The sequence below is a fragment of the Arcicella sp. genome (assembly GCF_964672035.1).
This window is the reverse complement of record NZ_CBABQS010000034.1, coordinates 15,570-36,564: the sequence shown is the minus strand read 5'-3', so window position 1 is coordinate 36,564 and position 20,995 is coordinate 15,570. Positions and strand designations below refer to the sequence as shown.

The 20,995-nt window shown below is 37.2% G+C and carries 17 protein-coding genes; 9 read left to right on the top strand and 8 right to left on the bottom strand.

Annotated elements, in window-relative coordinates; all coding sequences use genetic code 11:
- The first annotated feature begins 42 nt into the window (after positions 1 to 42).
- The 4 genes from AC1W31_RS11145 to AC1W31_RS11130 all read left to right on the top strand — a co-directional run bounded on the left by AC1W31_RS11145 (position 43) and on the right by AC1W31_RS11130 (position 4,854).
- On the top strand, positions 43 to 2,712 hold the full coding sequence (locus tag AC1W31_RS11145) for a sodium-translocating pyrophosphatase (RefSeq protein ID WP_481734522.1): 2,670 nt from the start codon (positions 43 to 45) through the stop codon (positions 2,710 to 2,712).
- 96 nt (positions 2,713 to 2,808) lie between these two features.
- Positions 2,809 to 3,954 carry an MFS transporter gene (locus AC1W31_RS11140; RefSeq protein ID WP_481734521.1) on the top strand — a complete coding sequence of 382 codons (1,146 nt, stop codon included), beginning with the start codon at positions 2,809 to 2,811 and terminating at the stop codon, positions 3,952 to 3,954.
- 149 nt (positions 3,955 to 4,103) lie between these two features.
- A complete protein-coding gene (gene parS / locus AC1W31_RS11135; RefSeq protein ID WP_481734520.1) occupies positions 4,104 to 4,529 on the top strand; it encodes a type II RES/Xre toxin-antitoxin system antitoxin in 426 nt (141 codons plus the stop codon).
- A gap of 13 nt (positions 4,530 to 4,542) precedes the next feature.
- The gene (locus AC1W31_RS11130; protein ID WP_481734519.1) at positions 4,543 to 4,854 is read left to right on the top strand and encodes an RES family NAD+ phosphorylase; all 312 of its coding nucleotides are present in this window, start codon (positions 4,543 to 4,545) and stop codon (positions 4,852 to 4,854) included.
- Positions 4,855 to 5,037: 183 nt separating this feature from the next.
- On the opposite strand, the gene AC1W31_RS11125 is transcribed toward AC1W31_RS11130, so the two are convergent.
- Complete coding sequence (locus AC1W31_RS11125) at positions 5,038 to 5,679, bottom strand: hypothetical protein (protein WP_481734518.1); 642 nt, start codon at positions 5,677 to 5,679, stop codon at positions 5,038 to 5,040.
- Complete coding sequence (locus tag AC1W31_RS11120) at positions 5,666 to 6,136, bottom strand: LysM peptidoglycan-binding domain-containing protein (protein WP_481734517.1); 471 nt, start codon at positions 6,134 to 6,136, stop codon at positions 5,666 to 5,668. The genes AC1W31_RS11125 and AC1W31_RS11120 overlap by 14 nt, the downstream gene beginning before the upstream one ends.
- Positions 6,137 to 6,424: 288 nt before the next feature.
- Between AC1W31_RS11120 and AC1W31_RS11115 the strand changes: the two genes are divergently transcribed.
- Positions 6,425 to 6,955, top strand: coding sequence for a hypothetical protein (locus tag AC1W31_RS11115; protein WP_481734516.1), 531 nt, complete (start codon positions 6,425 to 6,427; stop codon positions 6,953 to 6,955).
- 100 nt (positions 6,956 to 7,055) lie between these two features.
- Here AC1W31_RS11115 and AC1W31_RS11110 read toward each other — a convergent pair whose 3' ends face one another.
- From AC1W31_RS11110 to AC1W31_RS11100, 3 genes are read right to left on the bottom strand one after another with little or no spacing between them, the layout of a single operon-like run.
- Positions 7,056 to 7,955, bottom strand: coding sequence for a carbon-nitrogen hydrolase family protein (locus tag AC1W31_RS11110; protein ID WP_481734515.1), 900 nt, complete (start codon positions 7,953 to 7,955; stop codon positions 7,056 to 7,058).
- Positions 7,952 to 8,536 (bottom strand): GNAT family N-acetyltransferase, encoded by a 585-nt coding sequence (locus AC1W31_RS11105; protein ID WP_481734514.1) that lies wholly within the window; start codon positions 8,534 to 8,536, stop codon positions 7,952 to 7,954. Before AC1W31_RS11105 ends, AC1W31_RS11110 begins: the two co-directional genes overlap by 4 nt.
- 10 nt (positions 8,537 to 8,546) lie before the next feature.
- A complete protein-coding gene (locus AC1W31_RS11100; protein WP_481734513.1) occupies positions 8,547 to 8,948 on the bottom strand; it encodes a nuclear transport factor 2 family protein in 402 nt (133 codons plus the stop codon).
- 118 nt (positions 8,949 to 9,066) lie between these two features.
- Here AC1W31_RS11100 and AC1W31_RS11095 point away from each other — a divergent pair, with 118 nt between their 5' ends.
- A complete protein-coding gene (locus AC1W31_RS11095; RefSeq protein WP_481734512.1) occupies positions 9,067 to 11,559 on the top strand; it encodes a PIG-L family deacetylase in 2,493 nt (830 codons plus the stop codon).
- 193 nt (positions 11,560 to 11,752) lie between these two features.
- Here AC1W31_RS11095 and topA read toward each other — a convergent pair whose 3' ends face one another.
- Positions 11,753 to 14,248 (bottom strand): type I DNA topoisomerase, encoded by a 2,496-nt coding sequence (topA, locus tag AC1W31_RS11090; protein WP_481734511.1) that lies wholly within the window; start codon positions 14,246 to 14,248, stop codon positions 11,753 to 11,755.
- 180 nt (positions 14,249 to 14,428) lie between these two features.
- Here topA and AC1W31_RS11085 point away from each other — a divergent pair, with 180 nt between their 5' ends.
- Together AC1W31_RS11085 and mqo are read left to right on the top strand one after the other, a co-directional pair.
- Positions 14,429 to 14,965, top strand: a complete 537-nt coding sequence (locus AC1W31_RS11085) for a DUF6155 family protein (protein ID WP_481734510.1) — start codon at positions 14,429 to 14,431, stop codon at positions 14,963 to 14,965.
- A 31-nt stretch (positions 14,966 to 14,996) separates the two neighbouring features.
- A complete protein-coding gene (mqo, locus tag AC1W31_RS11080; RefSeq protein ID WP_481734509.1) occupies positions 14,997 to 16,493 on the top strand; it encodes a malate dehydrogenase (quinone) in 1,497 nt (498 codons plus the stop codon).
- A 59-nt stretch (positions 16,494 to 16,552) separates the two neighbouring features.
- Here mqo and AC1W31_RS11075 read toward each other — a convergent pair whose 3' ends face one another.
- Entirely contained in the window at positions 16,553 to 16,987 is a 435-nt protein-coding gene (locus AC1W31_RS11075; RefSeq protein WP_481734508.1) for a KTSC domain-containing protein, read from the bottom strand.
- A 430-nt stretch (positions 16,988 to 17,417) separates the two neighbouring features.
- Here AC1W31_RS11075 and AC1W31_RS11070 point away from each other — a divergent pair, with 430 nt between their 5' ends.
- Positions 17,418 to 19,685, top strand: a complete 2,268-nt coding sequence (locus tag AC1W31_RS11070; protein ID WP_481734507.1) for an aconitate hydratase — start codon at positions 17,418 to 17,420, stop codon at positions 19,683 to 19,685.
- 54 nt (positions 19,686 to 19,739) lie between these two features.
- Here the strand turns inward: AC1W31_RS11070 and AC1W31_RS11065 are convergent, their stop codons facing one another.
- On the bottom strand, positions 19,740 to 20,885 hold the full coding sequence (locus AC1W31_RS11065; RefSeq protein ID WP_481734506.1) for an IscS subfamily cysteine desulfurase: 1,146 nt from the start codon (positions 20,883 to 20,885) through the stop codon (positions 19,740 to 19,742).
- Between the last annotated feature and the right edge of the window lie 110 nt (positions 20,886 to 20,995).

Genomic DNA, 20,995 nt, shown 5'->3' with positions numbered 1-20,995 from the left:
ATTTTTAACCATTAAACACAAATAAACCCTTAAATTAAACAAATGAAGGACATTATTTACTTAGTACCAGCTTTTGGTATCATCGGATTGCTGTACACGGCATGGCGTTTTAGTTGGGTGACAAAACAACCCGCAGGTGATGCCAACATGCAAAAACTCTCTGGCTACATTGCCGATGGAGCTATTGCATTCTTGAAAGCAGAATGGAAAGTTTTAGCTTATTTTGCTATTCCAACTGCGATTTTATTGTTTTGGTTAGGATCAAACAAAGGTACTGCCGAACATCCCATTCACTCTTCTCCAATTATTGCATTTTCCTTTTTGTTAGGAGCATTCCTTTCGGCTTTGGCTGGATATATTGGAATGAAAATCGCAACGAAAGCAAACGTTCGTACAGCACAGGCGGCTCGTACCTCCTTATCAAAAGCCTTGGAAGTATCTTTTACGGCTGGTTCTGTAATGGGAATGGGCGTCGCAGGTTTAGCAGTTTTGGGTCTTGGTGGACTTTTCATTACACTCTATAACGTTTTTGCCAAAGATATGCCTTTGACTTCTGTTGAAATGAGAACGGCAATTGAAGTATTAGCAGGTTTTTCATTAGGAGCTGAATCTATTGCTCTTTTTGCTCGTGTGGGTGGAGGTATTTATACCAAAGCGGCTGACGTTGGAGCAGATTTAGTGGGTAAGGTTGAAGCTGGAATTCCAGAAGACGATGTTCGTAATCCCGCCACAATTGCTGATAACGTCGGTGATAACGTCGGTGATGTGGCTGGTATGGGGGCTGATTTGTTCGGTTCTTATGTGGCAACAATATTAGCAACAATGGTTTTAGGGCAGGAAATTGAGGTAACAGATAATTTCGGAGGATTTTCTCCCATTTTATTACCCATGATGATTGCGGGTGTTGGTCTTTTGGCTTCCTTGGTTTCAACTTTCTTTGTTCGTATCAAAGGGGAAGATTCTTCGGTACAAAATGCTTTGAACTTAGGAAACTGGGCTTCGGTGATTATTACTTTTATCACTTCTTATTTCTTGGTGAAAAAAATGTTGCCAGAAACACTTAATCTTAGAGGATTTGAATTTACTTCAAATGGCGTTTTCTTGGCGATTGTGGTTGGATTGGTCGTGGGTGCTTTAATGTCGATTATCACGGAATATTATACCGCAATGGGAAAACGTCCTGTGTTATCAATCATTGAAAAATCAGGTACAGGACATGCTACCAACATTATTGGTGGTTTGGCAGTGGGTATGGAATCAACGGTTTTACCAATTTTGGTATTAGCAGCAGGTATCATTCTTTCGTATAAATTCGCTGGACTTTATGGTGTTTCAATTGCAGCGGCTGGTATGATGGCAACAACGGCAATGCAATTAGCCATTGATGCTTTTGGTCCAATTGCGGATAACGCAGGTGGTATTGCTGAAATGTCTCAATTACCCCCAGAAGTTCGTGAGCGTACTGATAATTTAGATGCAGTGGGTAACACAACGGCAGCAACGGGTAAAGGTTTTGCGATTGCTTCGGCAGCTTTGACTTCTTTGGCTTTATTTGCCGCTTTTGTGGGTATTGCTGGGATTAAAGCAATTGATATTTATAAGGCAGACGTTTTGGCAGGTTTATTTGTGGGAGGGATGATTCCATTTATTTTTAGTGCTTTGTGTATTGCAGCGGTTGGAAAAGCAGCGATGGAAATGGTAAATGAAGTGCGCCGCCAGTTCCGTGAAATTCCAGGAATTATGGAATATAAAGCTGAACCAGAATACGATAAATGTGTCGCTATTTCAACGGAAGCCTCAATTAAACAAATGATTCTTCCAGGAGCAATTGCTTTAATTACGCCTGTATTGGTTGGTTTCACGATGGGACCCGAAGTTTTGGGAGGTTTATTAGCGGGTGTAACGGTTTCGGGTGTTTTGATGGGCTTGTTCCAATCAAATGCTGGTGGTGCTTGGGATAATGCTAAGAAATCTTTTGAAAAAGGTGTTTTGATTGATGGCGTTAAGCACAAAAAAGGCTCTGAGCCTCATAAAGCGGCCGTTACGGGTGATACAGTTGGTGATCCATTCAAAGATACTTCTGGTCCTTCAATGAATATTTTGATTAAATTAATGTCAATCGTTTCTTTAGTAATTGCGCCATATATTGCCGTTGATTCTTCAACGACCAAAGCAATGGCAGGGATGAACATTGAAGCAATTACGCCACAATTAGCTTCTGAATTGCCTGTTTCTGAGGGAATTAAGAACTTAGGGGCGAAATTGGACAAAGCCCTTTCATCGGGTGTAACGTTGAATATTCCAGAAAATGGAATTGAAAGTAATTTGTTGAAATTCATCGAAAATAAAGACCAAGCAATTGATAAAAAAGCATGGTTTGATTTTGATAACTTGACTTTTGAAAATGGCAAATCAATCTTGAAAGCAGGTTCAGAAAAACAATTGAAAAATATTGCTGAGATTTTGAAAGCATTTCCAAACGTAAATATTAAATTGGGCGGCTATACCGACAATACGGGTGATGCCAATGCAAACTTGAAATTATCGGGCGACAGAGCTTCAACGGTTAAAGCAGAATTGATTAAGTTAGGAATTACTGATGCTCGTTTAGAATCAGAAGGTTACGGACAAGAAAATCCAGTAGCAACGAATGAGACAGAAGAAGGACGTTCCGCAAATCGTAGAATTTCTATTCGTGTAACTAAAAAGTAAGCTATAGCTTTTGAGCATATATTCTCAAAAACAAAAACGGGTTGGCAATTTTGCTAACCCGTTTTTGTTTTACTTTGTAGAAATATAAAAACCATAATGAATATAAAACCAACCCAAACCATTCCGTTTGCTTTATTTTTGATTACCCTCGCTGTCAATCTTTCGATGCCACTTTTTCGTCCCTATGCCGCTTTGGCTGGATTTAATAACGGTCAAACTTCATTGGTATTGGCTACTTACGTTTTGGGAATGATTCCTTGCTATATTTTTTTGGGAGGAATTTCTGATAAAATTGGTAGAAAACCCGTGTTGATTTTTAGCCTATTCTGTGCCTTATTTTCCGATGTAATTATTTCCATTTACCCAAATGTTTATGCTTTGATTTTTGCTCGTTTCTTTCAAGGCATTGCCCTTGGACTGAGTATGGGAACTGGTACGGCTTATTTAGCCGAAATTCTATTGCCCAATCCTGATGCATCGACTCGTGCGGCAAATGCCACTTCTATGTCCACCGCTCTTGGGTTTAGTGGAGGAGCATTTATTACAACTGTTGCCCTTTTGATTCATTTTACTCATTCTCCCATTACTTATTTTATTGCGGTGGCAATCACACTTATTGGAATTATTTTGGCTTTAAAATTGCCAAACTTGCCACCTATGGGCGGTTCTTTACTCCGGCTTCCTTACTTTCCGAAGAGTTCTTTTCCAATAAATTTATCTATCGCAATTTGTTGGGCGGCTACTGGCGTGGTTATTTCCATTATTCCTACGCAATTAGCCAAATTTGGTTTCACCGCTTATGCAGGTTTTTGTTTGGTTTTAATTAACTGGACCGGGGCGTTTTTGCAACCATTTATTCGTCAAAGATTTGCGCCAAATTTAAGTTTGAAATTGGGGTTTATGTTAATTCCAATCGGATTTGGATTAGTTGTTTTGGGATGTTTTTATGGAATTCTTCCAGTCGTTTTAGTAGGCACTGCCGTCATTGGTTCAGCGGCTTATGGATTTAGTTATCAAGGAGGTTTGGCATTAATCGCCAATTTGGGCGGACAACAGCGAGCCAGAGCCGTATCGGGATATATGTTTTACGGGTATATCGGTTTCGGAATTCCTGCGGTGTTTTTGGGTTATTTGGCCGATGCTTTTGGAATAATTCATGCGTTGATAGTTTTTGAAACGATTATTGCCGTGTTGAGTATTTACTTGTTTTTGACTTTTGACCGAAAGAAGGAAATTATATGAATTGGAAATTTGTCTTGTTTTCTGGACAAATTTCCTTTACTTTGAACAGGTATTTCGAAAGAGCTTTATCGAAAGATTATCCACTTTTAAAGTACCAAACTATTTGAAGTTTAGGAACATCAATCATCGAATAACAAACAACGAAAATTATGTTAGCTCAAGAAGAAGCAGCCATTTATTCAAAATATGATTCGCAAATTCGTGATAATATTTCAATTGTTTTCAATGCTCGAAAAGGTTTGAGTGCTCAGGCATACTATGATATTATTTTGCTTTCAGGATTTAAAAAAGAACAAATTGCCCAATTATTCAATACTTCCGCCAAAACCATTACCCGCTATACCCACGAAAACAAAAATCTTGATATAGTCAGTAGCGAACACGCCCTAAAAATTATTGCTCTTTTCAGAAAAGGCACCGAGATTTTTGGAGAATTAGAAGCATTTCGCCGTTGGATTCAAAAACCTGCCTACGGTTTAGGTTGGCAAGTTCCCGTTGAATTGATGGAAACATCAGGTGGGATTGAATTGGTGATGGAAGAATTAATTCGTATTGAGTTCGGTGATTTAGCCTAATATTAAAAATCTTATGCAAGTTTATAGAATCGGTCTGGCAAAATGGATTAATAAATTGAACGCTTCTGGAAACAAGGCGAGATGGAGTAAAAAAGGCTCTCATGTGATTTACACAGCATCTACAAGAGCATTAGCGTGTCTCGAAAACATAGTCCATCGTTCAGGGGAAGGCTTACAACAAGCGTTTAAAGTAATGGTGATTGATATTCCAGATGATATTTTGATGGAAGAAATTTTATTAAAAAATTTAGAAGGAGGTTGGAATAAGTCTGATGATTCAACGTATGAAATTTGCCAATCTAATCTGTTGGTGAAGATTGGCTAGAAAGAGCAGAAAGTGCCGTTTTAAAAGTACCCTCATCAATTATTCATAAGGAATCCAATTATTTGTTTAATATCAATCATCCATATATTAAAAGAATTAAAATTATTGATTTAGAAGATTTTGAATTTGATTTACGAATAAAAGAAAATTAACAAAAAAGCAATGTCAACACGACACTGCTTTTTATTTCTCAAAAGAAAATCCACTATCCAACAACTTCAGAACCCTTTGTTTTTTCCAAGTCTCAACATCATTATCGGCAATTTTCTGAACTGATGTCTTTTCATTTATTTTATAAATATCCAACAATTTATTTTCAGCAATCATTTGTTCTATTGCCTTTTTTAACACTAAAATTGAACCTCCCAAGCCCCGATTTACGCATAAATCTACTCGTAAAGCAAAACCTCCTTGCGTTCTGATGAGTTGATTTAACGTGTAATTTGCTCCATTAATAAAAATCAATTGCGTAGGTGAAAGGGCTTTCAAGACGTATTCTTCCAAAGCAATTTCTACTTGCGAACGTATCATACTTCTTCTGAAACCGCTGGCAATAAATGCCGTAGTTAATTGCAAATCGTTGGCAACTTCCAAATAGGCGGCATCTCCTTCTTTTATTCCCGAAGGCGTTTCTACTTGAAAAGTTGGCACTTTATAATTCTGGATATTCATTCCATAGTTTCCAAAACAATCATTGAAAGCATATTCGTCTCTTGTCTTAAATCTTTGCAAAACCCTCGAAAGCACAGAACCACTCGCTAATCCGCCCGTAAATTGAATAAATCCAAACGAGAAAATCGCTTTGTCGTAACTAATTAATAGCATCAAAGTAACCTTCGTTCTTGGCAATATAATGAAGTAAATCAACGTAAAATGATTGTTGACATAAATCAGAAAAAGATTGAATATTATTTTGGAAGAGCGATTTTCCAACGTAACTAATGCCTTTTGTATTCGCAATATTTGGCCAAGGGAAATTGTCACGCATAATGCCTGTTGAAACGATACCCGTAGGCGTAGGAAAACTCAAAACATAATTATTGAATGTACCTTTATTTTCCTTTATTACTTGGAAATCCTTTCTTCTTTCAAAGGCAGAATCAACAATAACTGGAGGTTTTGGCGTTATTGAAATAGGAGCGGGAAAATCAATGTTTAAGACTTGACCAATAAATAAATCATTTGACTTCAAACCATTGATTTTAATGAGTTGTTCAACGGTTGTACCATATTTTTTCGAGAGGCTATAAAGTGTTTCTTTAGCTTGTACGGTATGGGTCACTGAGCGTTTTATATAGGATTTAAGAGCAATTTAGGGTTTAAAATTAATTATTTGGAATAAAATATTTAATTCTATTTTAAAAAAATAAATCAAAATTAATTTTTTCTTACCCTCAAAAAAATCTAAAAAATTCTGAATTATCAAATTTCACCAAATGAATAATAAATTTTCAAAAAAATAAATAATTTTATTTGTCCATAAAGATTTAGCTTCGTAATCTTACATACTTGATAATCAGGAAGTTCAGAACTATTTTTTTCAATTCACTATTAAACCCATAGAAGAATCATGAAAAAAACCGCCTTAGTTTTGGGTCTATTTGTCCTTACTTTAAATTCTTGTGGCAAACAAGACTCAGCTACTCGCCCGAAGAATTATCACACAGTTGCATACACTGTCAATGATAAAACTTCAAAAGATTCTCAACATGAGAATTCGCTCGTTCAACTGCAAAATGCAGGAATGTCAAAGATGAGTTTTGGTAGTTTACAACAATCATTAGGCAGTATAGATATTGCCAATTATGCGATTGAAAGTAACACGCAGATTGTCTTGATTGAAACCCTAAATCATAATGTAAATGTGAAGGGTTACAATAAAATGATTGATGATTTTAACACGCTTAATGCTTCAGATAATGAAGCGTTAATGCAAAATTATCAATCTTATGCGGATGAAAATTGCAAGAAAATTTATGGCTGTGTGGGTTCTGTAAATGATGCAGACCATGACTGGAAGATTATAAAATTTTTACCAAATCCTGAAAGATGCTCATTTGAGCCAACCATCACGATGAGTAATGTGATGTTGTATAAATAGGGAAAGGTTTGTAGCGTTTTACTCGCTACAATAAGATAAACAAAGTAAGGATTATAATGAAAGAGCCTGCCATTTGGTGGGCTTCTTTTTTGTCCCAAAATCAGATTTTTACTTTTTTAATGGTAATATTTTCTAATAAAAGGCTCATTTGAATGCTCGAAGTATCTTTATAATTAAAAACTTGGCCATCTTCTCGAACATTTTTTATTAATTCAAAATCAACACTTTCAATTAACCATCCTTCCGTTTGGGCATTTTGAATGGCTATAATTCCATCTTCGGGAAGATTTTTGTCGGCGGTGCAATAAATCGCTGAATATCCATAATTAATATCTACCGCTGGCGACCATTCTGCCTGATTGATTGTTTGCGAAACTGCCACATAACATTGGTTTTCTAAGGCTCTTGCTCTTGCCCCTACGTGTACACGGGTTGCTCCACGCAGTGTTTCGGTGCAACTTGGGGCTAAAATCAAATTTACGCCCTCCGCACATAACAATTGTGAGCCAATGGGAAATTCGACATCATAACAAATTTGAATTCCGAAACTTCCCCATGAGGTTTCAAAAAGGCTTAAAACTTTGGGAGCGGAAGAAATACCCCATACTTCATTTTCAAAACGGGTCATAAAAAATTTGTCTTGAAAACCGATTAAACCTTTTTCAGAGAATACGTAAACACGATTATAAATTTTACCATTTTCTAAAACAGGAAAACTTGGAGCAACGATAATGGCGTGATATTTCTTGGCTAAATCTTCATAAGTTTTACAGAAATTAGTCTTTAAGGAATCCATTTCAATGACTTGTCGGCGAATATTTTGTTGGATTTCTTCTGAAAATAAACTTACCAATTCCATCGAACCGTATTCTGGAAATAGCAATAGTTCAGCATTTTTGTTTACGGCCGATTTAACCCAATTTTCAGTATGAATTTGCCAAGCCCCAAAACTTTCGTGATAAGTAATTGGATATTGAGCGGTTGCAAGGTTGAGATTCATAAATTTTTAGTCCAATAAATCATGGGTTTCAGAGTAGATTTAGATTCAACAATATCCAACCAATCAAATTGACTTTGCAAAGAATCATTTTTTTGATAACCTCTTTTTGTCCAAAATTTATCGTGTGGTTGATAATTCACGGGTTTTAGTGGATGATTGTCGGGGCGAAAAACGGAGCAAAAGCAAGTCATATTGTAAATTCCAAAACTGTGAGCATGAGCCTCTCTTTCATCAAAAAAACGATTTCCAATTCCTAAGCCTCTATACGGATGTAACAAAATACTTTCACCAAAATAAAAAATAGCATCAATATCCAATCCTGCTTCATGAAAAGGTTTTTTGACTTCTTCGGATTCATCAGAAAGTGGAATGCAGGTGGTTGCTCCAACCATTTTATCACCATCATAAACCGTAAACAAAAATGACCGTTCTGAATTTGAGTAGATTTTAAGATATTCTTTTTCGTATTCAATCGTGCCTTCGTATAAATAAGGATAATCCCTAAAAACTGTAATTCTTAAATAGGCTAAATCATCGAAAATAGTTTCGATTTCTTTGCCTTTGAATGGTTTGTATGTCATTAGTTGAGTGCTACTTTGAAACTAATTCGAGCCAAAGAGTCAGATTATAATACGTAGTTACCCGAGAAACTTTACCTTCTTTTAATGCCAAAAAAGCCGCCGCTGGAAGGACATAACTTTGATGATGAGCGGGCGGTAAATCGTCATCAGCTTTTTTATAAATGCCATTTACCGTAAATTCAGCCGCAATTATTTGGTTGGATGATTCAGTAAAAAATACCATATCAGTCAATTGTTCTTCGTAACACTCATCCATTTTTTTGAGAAAATCGTTGAACTTATCAATACCGATTCTCACATCGCTTTGATTACTTTCGTGACGAACTTCGGTATGTAAAAGCGAAAGCATTCCCTGCCAATTTTTCTGATTGAAGTATTCGTAATACTGTTGGACGATTTGTAATGAAGTCATGTTAAAGGAATTAAAGTTAAATATTTTCCAAAAATAGATAATCACCTCTCTAAATCAAACCACAATTAGTAGATTTGTGTAAGATTATCGTTATCATCTCAAACAATAACCAAATAACATGACGAACCACCGATTTCGCTTTCTAATCCTTTTGCTCATTGCTCAATGCTCGTTGCTTAATGCCCAACCCATTAAACCCATGCCAACGGGCGAGATTATCCTGAATCTCAAAAAATTGAACGTTGTTGGTTCTGCACTTTATATGGCGGCACATCCAGACGATGAAAATACCATCATGCTTTCGTGGCTTGCCAAAGAACGAAAAGTACGCACTTCTTATCTTTCAGTAACTCGGGGAGACGGCGGACAAAATTTAGTTGGTTCAGAACTCTCTGATTTATTGGGACTTATCCGAACCCAAGAACTTTTGGCGGCTCGTGCTATTGATGGCCCCGAACAATATTTTACCCGAGCCAATGATTTTGGTTTCTCGAAAAATACCGATGAAACCATGCAGATTTGGGGAAAAGATGCTGTATTGGGTGATGTGGTTTGGCGAATCAGAAACCTTCGTCCCGATGTGATTATTTGTCGTTTTCCACCAGATGCTCGTGCAGGACATGGAAATCACTCAGCTTCGGCGGTTTTGGCAGAAGAGGCATTCAAGATTTCGGGCGACCCGACAAAATACCCAGAACAATTAAAATATGTAAAACCTTGGCAAGCCAAAAGAGTAGTTTGGAATACTTTCAATTTTGGAACGGTTGCCCAAACCCAAAAGCCCGCAGAAAAAGATTGGATTCAAGTGGATATTGGTGCCTACAATCCATTGTTAGGAAAATCGTACAACGAAATTGCGGCTGAAAGTCGTTCGCAACATAAATCACAAGGATTTGGTGTGCCTCGTGGTCGTGGGTCAAGACCAGAATATTTTGTCCATAAATTTGGCGATAAAGCGGATAAAGATGTTTTTGATGGCGTTGATATTACTTGGAATCGGGTAAAAGGGGGAAAAGAAGTTGAAGTTTTGGTCAATGAAGCCATTAAAAATTTCAATGCCGATAATCCATCCACTATCGTTCCAACGCTTTTGAAAGCCTATCAATTAGTTAATAATTTGGAAGATGAATATTGGAAAACGCAAAAGAAGAAAGAATTAGAAAATCTCATTATTGCGTGTGCTGGACTATATTTTGAAGTAAATCCGAATGAATATGCAGCGGCTTCGGGCGAGAAAATAAATGTTTCCACCACATTAATTAAACGTTCTGATTTGCCAATTACCCTCAATAAAATTCGTTTAATTGGTTTGGGCAAAGATACCACCATGAAAACCGAATTAGTAAATAACGAACTACAACGAATTACGTTTTCCGTAGAAATCCCAAAAGGTCAGCCTTTTACGCAACCGTATTGGTTAGCGGAAAAGAAAATGGGCAAAGGAATGTATCGAGTTGATAATCAGGAGTTGATTGGACTACCCGAAAAACCAGCGGATTTGCAAGCAGAATTTTCGTTTACCATTGATAATCAGATGCTAACCTTTACTACGCCAGTTATTTTTAAATATACGGACGAAACTCGAGGAGAATTATACCGTAGCTTTGAAATTCGTCCAGAGATTGCGGCCAATATTTCGGATAAAGTTTATGTTTTTGCGGATAATCAAGCGAAGGATGTTGAAGTAACGTTAAAATCTGCCAAATCAAATGTGTCGGGTTCGGTAAGTTTAGAATTGCCAAACGGTTGGAAATCTGTTCCTGCGAGTATTGATTTTAATTTGGTAAATAAATATCAAGAACAAAAAGTAAGTTTTAAAGTTATACCTTCTTCAAAAGATTCGGAAGGACAAATTAAAGTTGTTGCAAAAACGGCCAACGGAACTTTCGACCGAGGAATTTTAACGGTTGCCTACGACCATATTCCTCCGCAAACCCTTTTCCCTATTTCGGAGGCGAAAGTGGTTAAATTAGACATTAAATTTAAAGGAAAAAATATTGGATACATTGCTGGCGCAGGAGATGAAGTTCCGGCCGCTTTACGTCAAATTGGTTATGCGGTAACGATGCTGACCGAAAAAGAATTCAATGAAGATTTATCAAAATATGATGCAATCGTGGTAGGTGTACGGGCGTATAATACCGAAGAACGTTTGAAATATTATCAGAAAAAATTGATGGAATACGTGCAGAAAGGAGGAAATATGGTGGTTCAATATCAAGTGAATAACAATCTTCAAAAAATTGACGGAGGTATGGGACCTTTTCCTTTCAAAGTTTCGAGAGATAGAGTAACCGTTGAAGAAGCAGAAATTCGTTTCTTAAAACCAGAAAGTCCATTATTGAATTCACCAAATAAAATTACCAACAAGGATTTTGATAATTGGATTCAAGAAAGAGGATTATATTTTGCCAATGAATGGGATCCGAAATACGAAACTATTTTATCATCCAACGACCCAACCGAAAAACCCTTAAACGGAGGATTGCTTTACACAAAATACGGAAAAGGAAATTATATTTTTACAGGTTATGCCTTTTTTAGACAACTACCTGCGGGAGTGTCTGGTGCTTATCGTTTATTTGCCAATTTGATTTCTGTGGGCAAATAAATTATTGATAAAACATAGAAAAGCCCCTCAAAAAATAATTGAGGGGCTTTTTGTGTTTTATTGAGAATAATTGGAGCAACTTCCCGAAATAATTCCATTGGAGTTAAACTTTTAGGAAGTTAAGCACGTGAATCGAATTATTGGACTAACGCAGGCTGGGTTCAAAACCCAGCCTGCGTTCTCATATAAAATATTATTTCTTACGTCCCTTCGGAGCAACCAATGGTGTTTCTTCACCCAGACGGATACAATCTTCCAAAGTCAAATCAGCAGGAATCATATCTTTTGGAATTTTAACGTTACGTTTCCCAATCTGAATATAAGGCCCGTACATTCCGTTCAGCACTTTTATAGTATCATTCTCAGGGAATTCCTTTAAGAATTTATTGGCTTCGGCATCTCGTTTTTTATTGATAATTTCAACTGCTCGGTCAAAAGTGATTGTTTCCAAACTTTCACCACGTCCCAAAGAATAGAATTTTCCATTGTGTTTCACATAAGGACCAAATCGGCCTTTTCCAGAAGTAATGGGTTCGTCTTCAAAAACGCCGATGGCACTGCCTAAATCTGCGGCACGTTTCTCAATTAATAACTCAATTGCACGTGCTTCGGTTACGGTAAATGGGTCTTCTGACGGTGGCAAACTCGTAAACTTATCATCGTGTTTGATGTAAGGCCCCATTTTTCCAGCCCCAATAATCATAGGTTTATCTTCGTAAAAACCAATCTCACGAGGTAATTTAGGTAATTCCATCAAAGCTATTGCTTCTTCCAAAGTGATGGTAGTTATTAATTGATCTTTCTTTAAATTGAAGAATAAAGGTTTTTCTTCGTCTTTGGTTTTTTGCTCACCTAATTGAACATAAGGCCCAAATTTTCCTAATCTGGCAGAAATCATTTTGCCCGTTTTAGGGTCAATTCCAATTTCACGAGAAGAACCAACGGTGTTTCTATCTATTCCTTTACTGTCCTCAATCGTTTTGTGGAAACCCGTATAGAAATTGCCAATCATTTCAGACCATTCAATTTTCCCTTTCGCAATCTCATCAAATTCATCCTCAACATCGGCAGTAAATTTAAAATCGACTACGTTTTTGAAATTATCAACCAAGAAATCATTCACAACCATACCAACTGAGGTTGGAAATAATTTAGATTTTTCAGTACCGAAAGTTTCTTTATTTACTTTTTCCGTGATTTTGTTATCCTTTAAAATCATTTCTCGGAAAGAACGTTCTTTGCCTTCTCTATCTTCTTTTACCACATATTCACGTTTAATAATTGTTGAAATGGTGGGTGCATACGTTGAAGGACGACCAATGCCTTTTTCTTCCAAAGCCTTCACTAAACTTGCCTCCGTGTAACGGGCAGATGGGCGAGAGAATCTTTCAGTGCCTTTCAGAATGTCTAAATCTAAAATTTGTCCGATGGTAAGCGGAGGAAGCATTTTTGAATTTTCTTCGTCATCTTCATCATCTTTCCCTTCCAAATATACTTTCAAGAAACCGTCAAATTTTACAACTTCACCTTGCGCAATTAAGTCTTCGGATGTTGTTGAAATACTGACCGTGGCGGTAGTTCTTTCCAATTGTGCATCCGCCATTTGAGAGGCAATGGCACGTTTCCAGATTAATTCATAAAGGCGTTTTTCTTTCAAATCTGCACCAGCAGTGTTAGCAGAAAAATCGGTTGGGCGGATGGCTTCGTGAGCTTCCTGAGCGTTTTCGTCTTTGGTTTTGAACTGTCTATTAAAAACGTATTTGTCACCGTAAGCACTTTTAATGGCCGCCGTTGCATTCTCAATGGCATCTTCTGAAAGACTCGTTGAGTCTGTTCTCATATACGAAATCTTACCCGCTTCGTATAGTTTTTGAGCATACGACATAGTGGAAGCCACCGAATATCCCAATTTACGAGAAGCCTCTTGTTGCAAGGTTGAAGTGGTAAAAGGAGGAGCAGGCGTTTTTTTAGCAGGTTTTGTTTCTAAGTTTTTAATCTTAAACTCTGCCCCAATACATTTTTCTAAAAACGCTTTGGCTTGCGCTTCGGTTTCAAAGTTTTTGGGTAATTCTGCTTGCAAAACTTTTCCACCTGTAAGATTGAACAAAGCCACAATTTTGAAAGATGATTTTGAATTAAATCCTTCAATTTCACGCTCACGTTCAACGATGATTCTAACGGCAACCGATTGAACACGTCCCGCAGATAGCCCTTTTTTAACTTTCGACCATAACACGGGCGATAATTCAAAACCAATCAAGCGGTCAAGAACCCGACGAGCCTGTTGAGCATTCACCAAATCCACATCAATAGTGCGTGGGCTTAGAATGGCATTTTGAATAGCTTTTTTAGTAATTTCTCTAAAAACGATTCTTTTGGTGTTGTCAGGCAATCCCAAAGCCTCTTTCAAGTGCCAAGAAATGGCTTCTCCTTCACGGTCATCATCGGTTGCTAACCAAACTTCATCACAAGATTTAACTAAGGCTTTGAGTTCATTGACTACTTTTATTTTCTCTGGAGAAATGATATAGGTAGGTTTAAAACCATTTTTTACATCAATGGCATCGTTTTCTTTGGGCAAATCTCGCACATGACCAAACGATGACCTCACGGTAAAATCCTTTCCTAAATATCCCTCAATGGTCTTCGCCTTCGCTGGGGATTCTACTATCACTAAGTTTTTCGACATATCTTATTTTAAAGGTAACGAACGTTACATTTCGCCAAATATAGAAAATGATTTTATAAAAATCGTATCTAATCTATTGTTTTAACTCAAAATTTACGCCAGAAGTTTACTTGTGGATTGATTTCTTTGTGTGAATGACTGGTTAATTAGTTAATTTGCACCCTTTTAATGGACATAATAATGGCAAAATCAAAAATTTCAGATTTGAAAAAAATCCTTGATGAAATGTCTGAGGATGAATTAAAGCAGGAGATTTTAAAACTTTATAACAAACTTCCTCAGGTAAAAGATTTCTATAATCAAGATTTAATGACAGAAGAAGAACGTCAGGTTGTTTTAAATGGATTTAAAGATAAAATATACAAACAATTTTGGACATCGGGTGGCAATCCGAAGGGAATGGTAAATAATACGACCATAAAAGGAATAATTTCTGAGTACGAGAAAATTGCTTTGTTCCCTTATGATGTAGTTGATTTGTTAATTTACCGAGTGGAAGTAGCCACCGACCTTGCGAATCAATTTGGTGGGATGCCAGAATCGAATTACAACGCTTCAATCACGGCTTTCAAAAAAGTGATGAAAATGATAAAAGACAATAATTTGATGTCGCATTTTGAAGATAGATGTAAAAAGATGTTGAAGGCAAATAATGCAGATTACTGGTATATTGAGCAATTAGAATGGTTGTTTCCGGGTAAAGAGGAGGAGGAATAAATAGCACAGAATAATTTAAAATTTGTGAAGAATGAATATTAACAAAAAAAACACCTCGACGCAAGCTGATGTGATTTTAATTGGGGCGGGAATTATGTCCGCTACGCTCGGCGTAATGCTCAAAGAACTCAATCCAGACATCAGAATAGAAATTTATGAACGCCTCGACCGTATTGCGGGTGAAAGTTCAGATGCTTGGAATAATGCAGGAACGGGTCATTCGGCCTTGTGCGAACTGAATTATACACCGCTCGAAGACGATGGTACGGTCAATATTTCAAAAGCCATCAAAATTATTGAATCCTTTGAAGTCTCGAAACAATTTTGGGCTTATTTGGTCGGACATGGTTATTTTGGTGCTCCCAAAGATTTTATTAATCAAGTACCGCACCTAAGTTTCGTGGAAGGGCAAGAAGATGTTGAATATCTTAGAAAACGTTTTGTGGCTTTGCAAAAATGTCATTTGTTTGAAGGAATGGAATTTTCGAATGATTTTGAGCAAATTAAAACTTGGATTCCGCTGATGATGACGGAAAGAAATCCCAACGAACCCATTGCCGTCACTCGCACAACGCACGGAACAGATTTAAACTTTGGCACTTTAACTCGGAATCTTTGTAAATATTTGAAGGATAAATATGACGTAGATGTTTTCTTAAATCAAGAAGTAGAAACCCTCGAACAACAGAACGATAAGACTTGGAAATTGCGGGTAGAAAATACAATTACAGGCGAAGAAAGACACGTTACTTCTCAATTTGTGTTTATCGGTGCGGGTGGGGGTTCGTTGCGATTACTCGAAAAATCCGATATTTCCGAAGCCGAAGGATTTGGGGGGTTCCCAGTGAGTGGGCAGTGGTTAGTGTGTAAGAACGAGCAAGTAATTGCCCAGCATGAGGCAAAAGTGTATGGAAAAGCTAAAGTTGGAACGCCCCCAATGTCGGTTCCGCATTTGGATTCTCGAATAATAAATGGTAAAAAAGAGTTGCTTTTTGGACCGTTTGCAGGCTTTTCTACGAAGTTTTTGAAAGAAGGTTCGTATTTAGATTTGCCCGTATCGATTTCTTTTGATAACATTTTACCGATGATCAACGTCGGCCTTCATAATTTGCCTTTGACAAAATATCTCATTCAGCAAGTCATGCTTTCGTTGGAAGAAAAAGTGGATGTTTTGCGTGAATTTATTCCCACCGCCAAAGATGAAGATTGGGAACTTGCTATTGCAGGACAGCGGGTGCAAGTAATTCGCAAAGACGAAGCGGACGGAGGCGTTTTAGAATTTGGGACGGAAGTAGTAACGGCCAAAGATGGAACGATTGCCGCTTTGTTAGGAGCATCTCCTGGAGCATCTACCTCCGTAGTGGTGATGTTGGAAGTCATAGAAGAATGTTTTCCAGAACTCATGCAATCGAAAGAATGGAGAGATAAATTGGCCGAAATGATTCCTTCCTACACGAAATCGTTGAAAGATGATATCGCTTTGACTAAACGGGTTAGAGATTTTACTTTTGAGGTTTTGGGAGCGTAGGTTTAAACCAAAAACAGCTTCTAAATTATTTTAGAGGCTGTTTCATTGTCAATTAAATTCTATTTACTAACATTCCTAAAAGTAAACGAATTATAAATGTGCCGCTTAGCAAATCTTGCTACTGAAGGGGCATTTACAAATTTAGCGTAAATATTTTTAGGTACGCCGAAATATTCATAAACGATGTTATCTTGAAAAATAATTTTTAGTTTTTCTTCTTTGTAATCGAAATCTTCAATATTTAAAGTAGTTGTAATACGAACGTATTCTTCGGCATTTAAAGCGTGTGTTTCTGGGGCAATGCTCACCAATAAATCATAAGCTTCAATAATTGCCTTACTTTTCAAAGCCGCTTCCGCTTTACGTTCCTCATCATTTACAATTTTATCAGGATGCCATTCCTTTATCAAATTTCTGTAAGTGGTCTTTAATTCAGCAAGTTCGGTTGTTTTGGTTGCTCCAAATAATGCTCTGTACGAAATAATTTTTTTCATTAATTTTTTTGTAATTGTAAATTTATACAAATTTAACGCTCTAAATTGACAAACACAATTTAAACCTAAAGACTTGATAATCAGACTTGAAATTAATGAATTAGTGCTTTAAAAACTTTATATTTTCATATTTCAAAAAATAAATTTGCGCTTTTTCAAATATTATCCTTGTAAATGATTTTTGCTATGATAAGCAATTTTGAAATATTTTTTAAAATATTTCATCCAAAATAATTTTTTTAGAATCCTACCAAGATTTTCTATTACGATTTTAATTTAGCAACATAATTCTGCAAGTCTGGGTTTTCATTCTTATTTTTGCAATATTAAATGGGGTCGCAAGGGTTAGGTGTTTAGTGTAAGGTTTTAGTACCAAACACCAAACACCAAAACCTAAGCCCTACGAAACTGATAACTAATATAACATATCATGGCTTTTGACTTAGAAATGATTAAAGCGGTTTACGAAAGAATGCCATCACGCATTGAGGCAGCTCGTAAATTGGTGGGCAGACCACTTACTTTGACTGAAAAAATCCTTTATTCTCACTTGTGGGAAGGTGATCCAACAACGACTTTTGAGAGAGGTAATTCTTACGTGGATTTCGCCCCAGACCGTGTGGCTATGCAAGATGCAACGGCACAGATGGCTCTTTTGCAGTTTATGCAAGCGGGTCGCCCACAAGTTGCGGTTCCTTCAACGGTTCACTGTGACCACTTGATTGAGGCAAAAGTAGAATCAAAAACTGACCTTTCAGTTGCGGTTGATAAAAATAAAGAAGTTTACGATTTTCTATCTTCAGTATCAGATAAATACGGTTTAGGTTTCTGGAAACCAGGCGCTGGAATTATTCACCAAGTGGTTTTGGAAAATTATGCTTTCCCAGGCGGAATGATGATTGGAACGGACTCGCATACGGTGAATGCTGGTGGTTTGGGTATGATTGCGATTGGTGTGGGTGGTGCAGATGCTTGCGATGTAATGGCAGGTTTGGCTTGGGAATTAAAATTTCCTAAATTAATCGGTATCAAATTGACGGGTAAACTAAACGGATGGACTTCTGCAAAAGACGTTATCCTGAAAGTTGCAGGTATTTTGACCGTGAAAGGTGGAACTGGTGCCGTGGTTGAATATTTCGGTGAAGGAGCAACTTCTATGTCATGTACGGGTAAAGGAACAATCTGTAATATGGGCGCTGAAATCGGAGCAACGACTTCAACTTTTGGTTACGATGATTCAATGGCTCGTTATTTACAATCGACTGGTCGTGCAGAAGTTGCGGCTTTGGCAGATGGAATCCGTGAGCATTTAACGGGTGATTCAGAAGTTTATGCAAATCCTTCAACATATTTCGACCAAGTAATTGAAATTGATTTAGATACGCTTGAACCATATTTGAATGGTCCTTTTACGCCAGATTTAGCAACGCCTATTTCTAAAATGAAAGAGTTAGCAGAGAAAAACGGCTGGCCAACAAAAATTGAAGTAGGTTTGATTGGTTCATGTACTAATTCATCTTACGAAGATATTTCTCGTGCTGCTTCATTGGCTCGTCAGGTAGCTGCCAAAGGTTTAAAGGCGAAGTCAGAATATACAGTAACTCCTGGTTCTGAGTTAGTTAGATTTACAATTGAGCGTGACGGATTTATTGAGACTTTTGAAAGTATCGGTGGGAAAGTATTCTCAAATGCTTGTGGGCCATGTATTGGTCAGTGGGCAAGACCAGGTGCTGAGAAGGGCGAAAAGAATACAATCGTTCACTCATTCAACCGTAATTTTGCTAAACGTGCCGACGGAAATCCAAATACGTATGCTTTTGTAGGTTCGCCAGAATTGGTTACTGCTTTGGCAATTGCGGGAGATTTGACATTTAATCCATTAACGGATTATTTGACAAATGAAGCGGGTGAAAAAGTGAAATTGGATGCTCCAACAGGAAATGAATTACCACCAAAAGGTTTTGCTGTTGAAGATGCAGGATACCAAGCTCCAGCCGAAGATGGCTCGGGTGTTGAAGTGAAAGTTTCTCCAACTTCAGACCGTCTGCAATTATTAGAACCATTCGCAGCATGGGAAGGTACAGATTTATTTGGCTTGAAATTATTGATTAAAGCAAAAGGAAAATGTACAACTGACCATATCTCAATGGCAGGTCCTTGGTTGAAATATCGTGGACATTTGGACAATATTTCTAACAATATGTTGATTGGTGCGGTTAACTTCGCTAACGAAAAAACAGATAATGTTAAAAATCAATTGACGGGTGAATATGGACACGTACCAGCGGTACAACGTGCGTACAAAGCAGCAGGAATTGGAACGATTGTAGTGGGTGACCAAAATTACGGTGAAGGTTCTTCTCGTGAACACGCTGCGATGGAACCACGTTTCTTGGGTGTGAGAGCAGTTTTAGTGAAATCTTTCGCTCGTATTCACGAAACCAATTTGAAGAAACAAGGAATGTTAGGTTTGACATTTGCCAACGAAGCAGATTACGATAAAATCCAAGAAAATGATACAATTGATATTAAAGGTTTGGCAACTTTTGCGCCAAATACGCCTTTAACAATCGTTTTGAATCACGCAGATGGAACTTCGGAAGAAATCTTAGCAAATCATACGTATAACGAACAACAAGTTGAATGGTTTAAAGCGGGTGGTGCTTTAAATATTATTCGTGCGAATGTTGCGAAGTAATTTTTCGATTCTATTATTAAATCCTTATAGGTTTCAAAACCTATAAGGATTTTCTTATTTAAGAGACTCCACCACCTCTTTTACATATTTAATGGTAAAATCAATTTCTTCCTCAGTCGTATATTTTCCCAAACTAAAACGGATGGAAGCGTAGGCCAAATCATCACTCAAACCGATAGCTTTCAGTACGTAAGATGGCTCAACGGAGGCAGAAGTACAAGCTGAACCACTCGACACGGCAATATCTCTGAATGACATCAATAGATTTTCGCCATCCACTCCGCCAAATGATATATTAGTTAAATTGGGTAAACGATTTTCAAGATTTCCATTCATCTTTACGCCGGAAATGTTTTGTAAAATGCCTTGTTCTAATTTATCTCTTAAAATGCTAAGTCTTTGATTATCGAGTATAAATTCTTTTTGGACTAATGCACAAGCCGCTCCCAAACCCACAATTCCTGTAACATTTAAAGTACCCGACCGAAACCCTCTTTCGTGTTTTCCACCGTCCATTTGAGCAGTCAATTTTCTCGCTTTTGAGTTTTTTCTGATAAATAATGCTCCGATTCCTTTGGGAGCGTATAATTTATGTCCTGATAAGCTCAATAAATCAATGTTGTCATTTTGAACATCAACTTCAATTTTTCCTAACGCTTGCGTGGCATCTGTGTGAAAAAGAATACCATGTTTTCGGGCCAATTCTCCCATTTCTTTAATGGATTGAATCGTGCCAATTTCATTATTGGCATACATGATTGATATCAAAAACGTATCGGGTCTGATGGCATTTTCAAGTTGTTCAATCGTTAAAAAACCAGTAGCATCAGGTTTTAAATAAGTGATTTCAGCTCCTAATTTTTCAAGATGATTACAGACATCCAAAACCGCCTTGTGTTCGGTTTGAGAGGTAATGATATGTTTTTTGTCTGGGAAATTTATTTCAAATAAACCCTTAATTGCCAGATTATTGGCTTCCGTTGCTCCACTGGTAAAGACGATTTCTTTTGATTGAGTATTTATTAAATTAGCAACCTGTTCACGGGCATTTTCAACGGCTTCTTGGGCTGTCCAACCAAATAAATGCGAGCGTGAGGCAGCGTTTCCAAAAGTTTCCGAAAAAAATGGCAACATTTTTTCTAATACTCGTTTATCAACGGGCGTTGTAGCATTATAATCAAGATAAATGGGTAATTTCATACAGGTATGATAGATTAAAGTATGATAGTTTTCCAACCTGTCTGTTTTTCGTGACAGGTTGGAAGACTATTCTACTTAAAAAACAAAAAAAGTGGAGTAAACGTTTGTTT